10 protein-coding genes are annotated in these 11582 nt (G+C 43.1%); 7 read left to right on the forward strand and 3 right to left on the reverse strand.

The window, feature by feature from the left end:
• Window positions 1-295 precede the first annotated feature (295 nt).
• The gene (locus tag QZ918_RS21430) at window positions 296-847 is read right to left on the reverse strand and encodes a hypothetical protein (RefSeq protein ID WP_293142754.1); all 552 of its coding nucleotides are present in this window, start codon (window positions 845-847) and stop codon (window positions 296-298) included.
• A 119-nt stretch (window positions 848-966) separates the two neighbouring features.
• Window positions 967-1644: an ATP-dependent Zn protease gene (locus tag QZ918_RS21435; protein ID WP_293142749.1), complete on the reverse strand. Its 678-nt coding sequence runs from the start codon at window positions 1642-1644 to the stop codon at window positions 967-969.
• A 298-nt stretch (window positions 1645-1942) separates the two neighbouring features.
• Here QZ918_RS21435 and rseP point away from each other — a divergent pair, with 298 nt between their 5' ends.
• The 4 genes from rseP (at window position 1943) to rpsN (ending at window position 5452) form a co-directional block, all read left to right on the forward strand.
• Window positions 1943-3043, forward strand: coding sequence for an RIP metalloprotease RseP (gene rseP / locus QZ918_RS21440; protein WP_293338228.1), 1101 nt, complete (start codon window positions 1943-1945; stop codon window positions 3041-3043).
• Window positions 3044-3218: 175 nt separating this feature from the next.
• Window positions 3219-3947: a Uma2 family endonuclease gene (locus QZ918_RS21445; RefSeq protein ID WP_293338230.1), complete on the forward strand. Its 729-nt coding sequence runs from the start codon at window positions 3219-3221 to the stop codon at window positions 3945-3947.
• Between the two features lie 280 nt (window positions 3948-4227).
• Window positions 4228-4872 (forward strand): endonuclease III, encoded by a 645-nt coding sequence (gene nth, locus QZ918_RS21450; RefSeq protein WP_293142740.1) that lies wholly within the window; start codon window positions 4228-4230, stop codon window positions 4870-4872.
• Window positions 4873-5149: 277 nt separating this feature from the next.
• Window positions 5150-5452, forward strand: coding sequence for a 30S ribosomal protein S14 (rpsN, locus tag QZ918_RS21455; protein ID WP_293338232.1), 303 nt, complete (start codon window positions 5150-5152; stop codon window positions 5450-5452).
• A gap of 249 nt (window positions 5453-5701) precedes the next feature.
• Here the strand turns inward: rpsN and QZ918_RS21460 are convergent, their stop codons facing one another.
• The gene (locus QZ918_RS21460; protein ID WP_293142731.1) at window positions 5702-6031 is read right to left on the reverse strand and encodes a DUF8822 family protein; all 330 of its coding nucleotides are present in this window, start codon (window positions 6029-6031) and stop codon (window positions 5702-5704) included.
• Between the two features lie 64 nt (window positions 6032-6095).
• Between QZ918_RS21460 and aat the strand changes: the two genes are divergently transcribed.
• The 3 genes from aat to QZ918_RS21475 all read left to right on the forward strand — a co-directional run.
• Entirely contained in the window at window positions 6096-6674 is a 579-nt protein-coding gene (aat, locus tag QZ918_RS21465; protein WP_293338234.1) for a leucyl/phenylalanyl-tRNA--protein transferase, read from the forward strand.
• Between the two features lie 159 nt (window positions 6675-6833).
• Window positions 6834-9026, forward strand: coding sequence for an NACHT domain-containing protein (locus tag QZ918_RS21470; protein ID WP_293338236.1), 2193 nt, complete (start codon window positions 6834-6836; stop codon window positions 9024-9026).
• Window positions 9027-9157: 131 nt separating this feature from the next.
• A partial coding sequence (locus QZ918_RS21475) for an NACHT domain-containing protein (RefSeq protein WP_293338238.1) occupies window positions 9158-11582 on the forward strand: 2425 nt, incomplete at its 3' end.

Genomic DNA, 11582 nt, shown 5'->3' on the forward strand with positions numbered 1-11582 from the left:
GCAATTCGATCGCACATTTGAATGATTTGTGATTTGTAATTGGTAATTGGTAATTGATAATTGGACTTATGCACCTATAGCAATCCTTGAGTCCTGGACGCAACTGGAACTTTTATGGAACTATTTTTGGGGTCACTTGTTGCGTTTGAGCGCTTAAATATAAGAGCGCCCAAGCGCAACAACGTACCTTTATTTAATGTGACAGTGGCATCTAGGAATGACCTGGTTGAAAGTAATAAGTTGAAATGTTTGAATGTTGTGAATTATTCAATTGAAAATTCCAAATCTAAAATTACTAGGTTAGCAATCTAGATTTGACGGTAATGGCTCCCACACACCATAAAATAGCGTTGACCATCTCCGAACGCTGGATGTCCTCTTCAGCTAAAAAACTCGCAAACTCTTCATCAATATTCAGGTGGTCTGCAAAAGCATAAAGCACGCGTTTGTAGTTTGTGGGCATGGGTGTTAATGTGACTTTTACTAAATTTAACAGCGCGTTCAAACAGTTAAGCATAATCCCTGATTCGTCAATATCTTCTGCATCGAGCAAGTACAGGGTTTCTGCAATGTCGCAGATAGCGTCTATTTGTGTGGGTGGTGTTCCCAGTTCGCTGACATCTATATCGCACAGTTTGAGAGCATTAATCGCTAGTTGTGGACGGGTAAAAAATACAAGTTGACCGCCAGCTACTAAAGGCGGTTCTTCTTCTCCACAGACAATGAGAGTATACAGATTCGGTACTTCGGTGTCGGGGTCGATGCGGAAACCTAACAGCCGCAGCAATTTTTCTTGATTGGGGTTGGCTGTTTGCAGTTTGGTTGCGAAAAGTTTTGATTGTGACATGATTTTTTAATTGCGATAAAATTAATGCTATTAAACCAGATTTCTAGGCAAAATCCGGGCTTGAGTGAGACACCTACAAATAAACTGGGTTGAAGAAGCCAGAGTGCACAAGTTGTGTGCTACAAATTTTGTTGGATGATGTCGCAGCATTCAGCGACGGTTGCTCTTTTTTCCATGGCTGCGACTAGGGCTTCGTAAGCGGATTGATGGCTTTCGATTAGGGTTTTTGCTCGCAGCGAACCCCAGTTTTGTTTGAGTTGAATTTCGGAAACGGGACGGCGTAGTTGTGTTAAAATTGCGCTAATTTTTGTACGGTCTTCTGCTCCTCCTATGGCGTTACCGTAAACAACTTTTTCGGCGACTATTCCGGCCATCCACACGGTGCAGTATTGGTCTAAAAGTTGGACGGAAAGAGTGCCGTTTTCGAGTTGAGATGCTAGTTGTTGGTCTGCAAATCGAACGCCGCCTTGGGCTGTTTGACCTTGTTTGAATGCTTCAAGAGCGTTGAGGGCGTAGCTGGTTACGGGAATTCCTAACAGGTGGGCGACGAGGAAGTGTCCGGCTTCGTGGTGGAGGATACGATCGCGCTTTTCTTTAGAACTTCCCCCCAGCAAATCTACTAATATTGTACCGCCTTGACCTTGCCACTGGAAACTGTCGAGGGTGGCTAGCCCCAACAGGCAAAAGGTGGCGATCGCAGGTACGGCCTCTGGTAGGTTGAATAGGGGGCCCAATAATATGGAAACGGTGATGGCGAAGATAGAAATAGCGATAATATTCAAAGAAGTGTCTTTCATTATTGGGAATTGGTTATTTGTTATTGGTTATTGGTTATTTGTTATTGGTTATTTGTGATTAGACCAACAACTAGCAACTAACAACTGACTACGGACTAATGTTGAGTTTCTTAGTGTATATCGCACATTTGACCAAAATCTACACAAGCCAGATCGCGCGGGCCGGTGCGCGAGGGCCCGGACTTTAGCTTAAAATGCCATCTTCCAGTTTGACTGAAAATTGTCGATCCCAAGCCGCCTACATTAAAAAGATATTAAAATAAATCAAAGTCAAGTAAAAGTGTTAGTGGAATCCTTCATGTCAGTTTTGGCAGCGATCGCAGTTTTAGGTATCTTGATAGTCGTTCACGAACTCGGCCACTTCCTGGCGGCGAGACTTCAACACATTCACGTCAACCGCTTCTCCATCGGTTTCGGGCCCATCCTGTGGAAGTACCAAGGCCCGGAAACTGAGTACGCCCTCCGCGCCTTTCCCCTGGGAGGTTTCGTGGGTTTCCCGGATGACGATCCAGACAGCACTATTCCCCCCAATGACCCGAATTTGCTACGCAACCGCCCTGTGATCGATCGGGCGATCGTGATTAGTGCAGGAGTAATTGCCAACTTAATTTTTGCTTACTTCCTGCTGGTGGTGCAATTAACCACCGTTGGCGCTGCATCTATGAACTACCTACCGGGAGTTAAAGTCCCGGAAGTCGCTGCGGAAGTTAGTTCGGCGGCAAAACAAGCGGGAATTCGATCGGGCGACATTGTTCTGTCCGTTGATGGCAAGGAATTGGGCGCTAACCGCGAAGCAATCAAATCTCTAGTCTCAGCCATCCAAGATCGTCCCAACCAAGCCTTGGCGTTAGAAATTCAGCGCGAAGAACAAAAATTTGTGGTGACAGTTACTCCCGAATTATCACCTGACGGTAAAGGTAAGATTGGCGTGCAGCTAACTTCTAACGGTACCGTCGTGCGGGAACGGGCAGGAATTGTAGAGGCGTTTAGCAAGGCTGCAACTGAGTTTGAGCGAATTGTAGTGCTGACGTTTCAAGGTTTCGGGCAGTTACTTAGCAATTTCAGTCAGACTGCTGAAAAGTTGTCCGGGCCTGTGGCAATTGTAGCCATTGGTGCAGGAATTGCGCGATCGGATGCTGCAAATTTGTTTCAGTTTGCGGTATTAATTAGTATAAATTTGGCTGTGATTAATATCTTGCCTTTGCCTGCTTTAGATGGCGGTCAGCTAGCTTTTCTGTTAATAGAAGGACTGCGCGGCAAGCCTCTGCCGAACCGCATTCAAGAAAATGTGATGCAGACTGGTTTGGTGCTGTTGTTGGGTTTGGGAATTTTCTTGATAGTTCGCGATACTGCTAATTTGGCGGGCTTTGATTTGATCCGCACTCTTCGCCAGCAGTAGTTGACAGTTGACAGTTGATCTGTGGTAGGGGCAGTGCCCCCGTGCCTGCCCTCTCCGTTGGCAGTTGACAGTCGATCTGCGGTAGTCATTAGTGATTGGTCAGCAGCCATTAGTCATGACATAGCCGAGGGCTGCTGACTCATATAAATTAACCCGTAAAATTGGAGAAATAGCAATGGTCACACAACTGCAATCTCCCGAAAAAGCAAAGATTATCTATCCAGATGATAACGGCGAACCAATGTCAGATAATACCGAACAGTTTAGATTGATCGTGTGGATCAAAGAAAATTTAGAACTGTTATTTGCCAGCAGGGCTGATGTTTTTGTAGCGGGAAACTTACTGTGGTATCCAGTAGAAGGAAATAACAAGATTTCTCAAGCGCCAGATGCGATGGTAGTCTTCGGAAGACCGAAAGGTTATCGAGGTTCATACCAACAATGGAATGAAGAGAACATTGTGCCGCAAGTGGCGTTTGAAATTTGGTCGCCGGGAAATCGGCTGACTCCGATGCTCCAAAAACTGAGATTTTACGAACAGTACGGCGTAGAAGAATATTATCTGTACAATCCAGCAAATGTGGATTTAACTATATGGGAGCGCCGAGAGCAAGGATTAGAAGCAATCGAAGAAGTTAACGGTTGGGTAAGTCCAAGAATGGGAGTGCGGTTTCAACTATCAGAAACTGAACTGCAAATATTCAGGCCTGATGGAACACCGTTTGTGAGTTTTGTGGAACTCGCTCAACTTCGAGAACAAGCAGAATTAAGAGCCGAACAAGAACGGCAAAGAGCCGAACAAGAACGGCAAAGGGCCGAACAGGCAGAAGTTTTGCTGGAGCAAGAACGATCGCGGTCGCAAGCTTTAGAAGCTCGCCTCCGAGACATGGGGATTGACAGTTGACAGTTGACAGTTGACAGTTGACAGTTGACAGTTCAATACTTCGGACAGTTTTTTGACGACTCTGTAAGCGTTACAGCGTAAGCCCTGGCATTTTTAATGGTTTTTTGAAACTCAGGACGCTTACTTAAAGATTGAAAAAATACTCATCCCTATAGCCATCAAAGGTTTGATGTACTCAATTAGCTCTAAAACTGTCCGAAGTATTGACAGTTGACAGTTAACTAATAACTGATGACCAATGACTTCTGACTAATGACTAATGACTAATGACCAATGACCAATGACCAAAAAGTTAAGTTTAAAACAAAGATCGCTCGAAATTCTAATTCGCCTCAAACGGCTGTATCCAGAAGCCCCTTGCACTCTCAACTACGAAACTCCCGTGCAGTTGATGGTGGCGACGATTCTGGCGGCTCAGTGTACGGATGAGCGCGTAAATCTGGTAACGCCGGCTTTGTTTGAGCGTTTCCCGGATGCGGAGGCTTTGGCAAATGCTGATTTGGATGAATTGGAGCGTCTGGTGCGATCGACTGGTTTCTATCGGAATAAGTCTAAAAATATTAAAGCTGCTTGTTGGGCGATCGTCAACAAATTCAACAATCAAGTGCCGCAGCAAATGGAACTGCTGTTAGAATTGCCAGGAGTTGCCCGCAAAACCGCTAATGTCGTCCTCGCCCACGCTTTTGATATTCATCAAGGCGTGACGGTAGACACTCACGTCAAGCGTTTGAGTCAGCGATTGGGATTGACTGAACACGCCGATCCAATTCGGATCGAGCGGGATTTGATGCTATTGTTGCCGCAGCCGGATTGGGAAAATTGGTCAATTCGGTTGGTGTATCACGGCCGGGCTGTTTGTAATGCGAGAAAGCCGATTTGCCATATTTGTGAACTTGCAGATTTATGTCCTTCTGCTAATAGTTAGATTTTCCACCAGTTTCAGGAATAGGCAAGATGCCTGTCCCACAAAATAACAGAAATGATTGTGAAATAGTCATCTTGCCAGTTGCAAAAAAAGCTTAAATAATTGTGGAACAGCCATCTTGCCAGTTGCAAAAAAAGCTTAAATAATTGTGGAACAGCCATCTTGCCAGTTGCAAAAATCTTGTCAACAAAAAAAGTAATTAAAATAAAAATGATCTAAAACCACCAAAATATAGTAAAATAGTAGATTGTGATTTATCTAAGGATATCAACAGATTATGGCTAAAAAGAGCATGGTCGAGCGCGAGAAAAAGCGCCAAGCACTTGTAGACAAGTACGCTGACAAGCGCGAAGACCTGAAAGAGCAGTTCGACCAAGCAGCGAACCAGATGGACAAAATGGCGATTCACCGCCAACTGCAACAGCTACCCCGCGGCAGTTCGCGGACTCGCTTGCGTAACCGCTGCTGGGCTACTGGTCGCCCCAGAGGTTACTACCGCGATTTCGGACTGTCTCGCAACATGATGCGAGAAATGGCTCACGAAGGTCTTTTGCCCGGTGTTGTGAAGTCTAGTTGGTAGAAGTCAGTTGACAGTTGACAGTTGACAGTTGACAGTTAATATTTGTGAGTTGTCATTAGTCTGAAGGAAGAAGGAAAAAGGAAGAAAGAAGAAGGAAAAAAACTTATAAATAATCTGCAAGATTATGTTTGGGGTTTATTTTTGTTTCAGATTTCAGCTCAAACTTCCTTCTTGCTTTGTCCTTCTTGCTTCTTCCTACTTCTTCCTTTAGACATCCGTTACTTGCATCCGTTGCGGAACCTTCTTGCTTCATTGGCCGCAGCATTTATCGATACCGAGACTTTCGAGTAATAAGTCGCTGACGGCATTGGCGATCGCAAATTCGCCGTAAAAGCTTTTAGAAAAATCATAGGCCTGCATTTCGGTGACGATCGCAATTACGAGGCTACCCAAATCGTTTTCGCCTTCCATGCGCTGGCGGAGGTAGATTTGGGCTGCTCTTTTAGCTATTTGCTGGTTGGCTGCTTCTGGGATAAACTCGGAGTCTAGCCATGCCAGCAGCGTTTCTTGGAGCCATTGGCCTTCTTGCTCGGGGTTTTGGGCCGGCGGCAAGGTAATAGGTTGGATGGTTTCAGACATGATTATTCGTAATTGCTAATGTTGACTTTGAAAAGTTAGCGGACAAATGACAACTGATAAATTTATGCAATATGATATACCGTCAATTATACAGGGATACGCGCAAGGCTTCTTCTTGATGGCGAATGATGGGGAGGAGAGTCTGGGGTGGTATTCGAGCCGCCAGCGGGCGCTGATACCCCTGGATGAGAGATTTACCTATCCGAAATCCCTGCGACGCCAAATCAATCAAAATCGGTTCTCGGTGGCTGTGAACCGCGATTTTGGGGCGGTAGTTGAGGGTTGTGCCGATCGAGAAACGACATGGATTTCTAAGGAGCTCAAGCAGATTTACTGGGGGTTGTATGAGGCTGGTTGGGCGTACAGCTTCGAGACTTGGTGCGGCGACGAATTGGCGGGCGGTATTTTGGGATTGTCTATAGGTGGCGCATTTATTGGGGAATCGATGTTTTACCAGATTCCCGAGGGTTCTAAGGTGGCGATGGTGAAGTTGGTGGAGAGATTGCGCGATCGATCTTATCTACTTTTCGACGCTCAAATGAACAATCCTCACCTCGAAAGATTCGGAGCTTATACTGTTAAGGAGAAGCATTATAATGCTCTTTTACAAGAAGCTTTGAAGCGTAAATGCTCGTTGTTTTAACATAACGATGGAAATCCCCGGTTTCTGAGTAGCACATTAAACCGGGCTTACAGCATATACTGCCAAGTTTTGGTTAGAAAGGGCGATCGACCCTTGAATATTCTACATTAAACATTATATACTGAGAGCGTAAGCAACCAGGCACGGGAGAATCAGACGATGGAGTGGTTAGTATTGTGGGGAGTACAAAACTTCGCTGGGTTTATTTTCTCAGAAGTTGTGGGTAAACTAGCCCAGTCAGCACTAGAAGATTATGTAAAAGATTTTTTTAAAGCCTCAATTAAAGATTTAGTCGGTTTAGCTAAAGAAAAACCCTTGACAGTTGCCTTCGGAAAAGGAATCACAGAATTTTTATATATTGCACAGGGAGAACTAGAAGATGCAGAAGATGATGGTGCAGAAATTGATAATGTTCCAATTCTACAATATCAAGATTCATTAGAAAAGTTCCTGCAAGATAAATCAGTACTAGCAACTTTGGGTCAACCTTTCAATAAAGCACTAGGAACCACTTCCGCTACCGATGGGGATTTCTTTGATATTGGATTGCTCGCACAAAAATGGAACGACCTAAACTTACAGCATTTGCCCGATGAATTCAACTGGCAAAAAGTCGGTAAGCGCTATACAAAAAAAGTAACAGCTATTGTCCGAGAATCGGATGAGTTGCGAAAATTATTAGATTCGCAAAACTTAGCAGGAATTAGAACTAGCCTCGCACAAAGTTTGCCGATTTCACCTAATTTTGACTTCATTAGATATCAAGAGGGATTGAAGAATGCTTACGGGAAACTAAAGTTGGATAGTTTGGATACCAGCGGTTGTAATTATAGTTTGCAACTATGGAATATATTTGTACCTCAAAATGTTGAGGAAAATACAAATAGTGTACAACCTATTACAATATTAGACTTGATCAACGGTGATGAACAAAATTATAAATATACTGTCATTCTCGGTCGCCCCGGATCTGGCAAGTCTACCTTAACACAGTATAAAGCATTAGAATGGGCGAGGGTTCCGGTGATTAGTTTACCCTTACAAGAATTGCCTCTACTGATTGAATTGCGGAACTATATTGAGAATCGGGACAAATCACAAAACTTTTTACACTACTTGCATCAAGGAAGTGGAGTGCTTGGCGGTACTCTCAATCAGCATGAATTAGATGAATGGTTGAAACATAGCTCAAGTATTGTAATGTTTGATGGCTTGGATGAGGTTTTAGACGATCGGACGCGGGAAAATGTAGTTATTGATATTATTAATTTTACTACTAACTATCCGAAGGTCAGAGTTTTAGTAACTTCTCGTATTGTCGGTTACGAACAGCAGCGTCACCGTTTCCAAAGTGCTGATTTTCACGAATTTATGTTGCAAGATTTAAATATAGACCAAATTACAAGTTTTGTTACTCAATGGCACAAATTAGCTTTTGAAGATCGACCAGATGAAGGTCATCGAAAATGCGATCGCCTTTTGGGTTCCATTGACAGATACTCAGCGTTTCAAGAATTAGCAGGTAATCCTTTACTATTAACGATGATGACGATTTTGAACCGATTTGAGGAACTGCCAAGAGATAGAGCCACCTTATACGAACGCGCTTCTGAATTGTTGCTACAACGCTGGGATGGCAGCAAAAATTTACAAAATAGTAGTCCGTTACCTGCGTTAGTAAAAGATTATCTTGACTATAAAAGAAAGCAAGAAATGCTGCGCTTTGTCGCTCATAAAATGCAAGACATTGCGAACAATTCTAAACCAAATTTAGTGATTGCTCAAAAGGTGTTAGATGAAAGATTGACCGAGTATTTAGAAAGTGAAAAAATTTCTGAATCTAAATTAGTCGCTACAGCATTGCGTAAGGATTTAACCGCACGAAGTTTTATTTTGTGTTTTCTGGGTGGCGATACTTATGGATTTGTACATCGGACTTTTTTGGAATATTTCTGTGCTTGGCATTTTGTAGTTGGTTTTCAGGAAAAACAAGATATTAGTCTGGAAAAACTTAAGGAAACTGTTTTTGGGATTCGTTGGCATGATTCGTCTTGGCATGAAGTTTTGAGTTTGATTGTCAGCAAGTTAAATGTTAGGTTTTCTCAAGAAATTATTGAGTATTTGCTGGAACAAGATGGAACATTGAATAATTTTAGTAATCTGTTTCTGGCTGCTAAGTGTTGTGAAGATATGAGGGATTTTCGCCAAATTCCAGAGACGCAGAATCGGTTGGTTGAAAAGTTACAATCTGTTGTGGATAGTCAGGCTGGTGTGAGTGATGAAACTCGCAATGATGCGAGGAAAATCATCGAAAAATACCACGAAGCAGAGCCTCTAGATTCGCATTCCTAGGGTTTGCGTAGGAACGAGATAAAGGGGAATTATTCTCTTCAGCCCTCTTCAGAGGACTTTCGCTATGAGACAGGGAATGAATTCCCTGTCGGACTGTGATAAAATAAGACATAACGAATTAGGCATCCATTATGGATTTGCTCGCAATCTCAGGACTTTCTACAAATACAGTCGGGTTTCTCTACAAGACTCTGCTGGAAAAACTGATGCGCGAAAATCTCGATAATTTCGTTGTTCAACTTTTCTCCACAAATGACAATCAAATCTCGATTAACCCAAGTCGAGATATCCTGGTTCAAGCCACCATCGCTAACCTGACACAGTTTTTGCTCCTCGTACAGCAAGAGTTGGAAGATGCAGATGAATCTGAAACCAACATCATTCAATATACTGATTCTTTAGATACATTTATTCGCCAGCCAGCGGTACTCGATGAATTGGGAAAACCTTTTCAAAATACTGAACAATTCCCAGATAGTCATCAGTTAGCACAGACTTGGGAAACTCTCGATTTACTCCCACTTCCCGATGAGTTTGACTGGGAAAAATTGACCAAGCGGTATCGCCGCAAAGCACTAGCATTTTTGCAAGCATCGCCAGTATTGTCAACTCTACTCGTTTCCTCAAAAGGTGTTGTAGCAGTTGAGGAAACTGCTGATTTGATTGTGCTCAGGTATCGTGATGAAATTAAAAAAAATTATGGTTATCTCAGATTAGATACAGTTGAAACTTCCGGTTATAGTTATCAACTGCAACTGTGGAATGTTTTTGTGGCTCAAGAAGTACGAGAAGTGGGCGAAGCGATGCCGCAAATTCATGAGTTGCCCAAATCTTATCAACAGCGACTTATTGATAGCAATCAACTAGACCCTGAAGCTATTTTACCCGAAAATTGGGAACGCTACAAACGAGTTTATGCTGAATCGGCTTCTCGTTCTGTACTAGAAATAATTCAGGATGAACAGAATTATCCATACTTAGTTATCTTAGGCGATCCAGGTTCTGGAAAGTCGAGTTTAGTTCAGTATCTCGCCCTGGCATGGGCAGAAAAACCAGTCGCAGATTCGACTTCGCAGCCGATTCCATTGCTGATTGAGTTGCGGAAATATATGCAAGATTCCAACTCTCAGCAGTGTACTGATTTTCTGGATTTTTTCCATCAAGGTAGCAATTCAATCTGCAACATTCAGCGGCAATTGTTGCAACCCAGGCTAGTTTCTGGCGATGCTTTGGTGATTTTTGATGGGTTAGATGAGGTGTTCGATCCGCAGCAACGAGAGCAAGCTGTCAGCCAGATTATTAACTTTACCAATCACTATCCCCGCGTGCGGGTGTTGGTGACTTCTCGCGTCATTGGTTACAAGCCGCAGCAGTTTCGTGATGCCAAGTTTCGGCATTTCATGCTGCAAGATTTGACAGATTCGCAAATTGACAAGTTTCTCCAACAATGGCATAAGTTGGTTTTTAGCAGTCAAAAAGACCGAGATCAAAAGCAAGAAAGGCTACATCGAGCCATCGTTGAATCTCAATCTATTCGAGAATTGGCGGGAAATCCTTTGCTGTTGACGATGATGGCGATTCTGAATCGTTATCAAGAATTGCCGAGAGATAGAGCAGAATTGTACCATCAATGTTCGCGAGTTTTGTTGCAACAGTGGGATGTGGATAAGGCTCTCAATGATGAACGTTTTGATGTGGTGATTGATTTCAAAGATAAACAAGCGATGTTGCGTCTAGTTGCAGCGGAGATGCAAGGTAATGCTAGGGGTTTAGCTGGAAATTTAATTGCATCGCCACGATTGCAAGAGATTATTGAGGATTATTTACAACTGATTAAAATCAAAGATTCTGCCAAGATAGCTAAGTTGATTGTAGAGCAACTGCGGACTCGTAACTTTATTTTGTGTTTTTTGGGTGCAGATTATTATGCTTTTGTGCATCGAACTTTTTTGGAATATTTCTGTGCTACAGATTTTGTCTGGCAATTTGAAAAAGAGCGCAAAATAGATCTGGCATATCTCAAACATAAGGTGTTTGGCGAACACTGGCAAGAAGAATCTTGGCATGAAGTGCTGCGGTTGATTGCGGGTTCGATTAATGAAATGTTTACAGGGGAAATTATTCAGTATTTAATGACTCAAAATGGGGAAGCGGAAAAATTTAGCAATCTGTTTTTGGCTGCGAAGTGTTTGGATGAAGTGAGGAATAGAAATACTATTGATGGCATTGCTCGTGAATTGTGCGCTGAAGTTAAAGAGTTAACTAAATACGGAAATATCACTGCTGATACATCTGTAGAATATGACAACCTAGTTTATCAAATTCGCAGACAAGCAGTAGCAGCAATTGCAGCAACTTGGAAAGATGACCCGGAAACCTTACCTTGGCTCAAAGAACGCGCTCTAACCGACTATAATTCGGATGTGCGACAAGCAGCAGTACAAGCATTCGCACGGGGGTGGAAAGATGACCCGGAAACCTTACCTTGGCTCAAAGAACACGCTCTAACCGACTATAATTCGGATGTGCGACGTGCAGCAGTACAAGAATTAGCAC

Source organism: Microcoleus sp. CAWBG58 (assembly GCF_020883045.1).
GTDB lineage: Bacteria > Cyanobacteriota > Cyanobacteriia > Cyanobacteriales > Microcoleaceae > Microcoleus.

Excerpts from the sequence above, each read along its gene's own strand:
- QZ918_RS21430 (WP_293142754.1), bottom strand. The coding sequence starts at position 847 with ATGTCACAATCAAAACTTTTCGCAACCAAACTGCAAACAGCCAACCCC.
- QZ918_RS21435 (WP_293142749.1), bottom strand. The coding sequence starts at position 1,644 with ATGAAAGACACTTCTTTGAATATTATCGCTATTTCTATCTTCGCCATC.
- rseP (WP_293338228.1), top strand. The coding sequence starts at position 1,943 with ATGTCAGTTTTGGCAGCGATCGCAGTTTTAGGTATCTTGATAGTCGTT.
- QZ918_RS21445 (WP_293338230.1), top strand. The coding sequence starts at position 3,219 with ATGGTCACACAACTGCAATCTCCCGAAAAAGCAAAGATTATCTATCCA.
- nth (WP_293142740.1), top strand. The coding sequence starts at position 4,228 with ATGACCAAAAAGTTAAGTTTAAAACAAAGATCGCTCGAAATTCTAATT.
- rpsN (WP_293338232.1), top strand. The coding sequence starts at position 5,150 with ATGGCTAAAAAGAGCATGGTCGAGCGCGAGAAAAAGCGCCAAGCACTT.
- QZ918_RS21460 (WP_293142731.1), bottom strand. The coding sequence starts at position 6,031 with ATGTCTGAAACCATCCAACCTATTACCTTGCCGCCGGCCCAAAACCCC.
- aat (WP_293338234.1), top strand. The coding sequence starts at position 6,096 with ATGCAATATGATATACCGTCAATTATACAGGGATACGCGCAAGGCTTC.
- QZ918_RS21470 (WP_293338236.1), top strand. The coding sequence starts at position 6,834 with ATGGAGTGGTTAGTATTGTGGGGAGTACAAAACTTCGCTGGGTTTATT.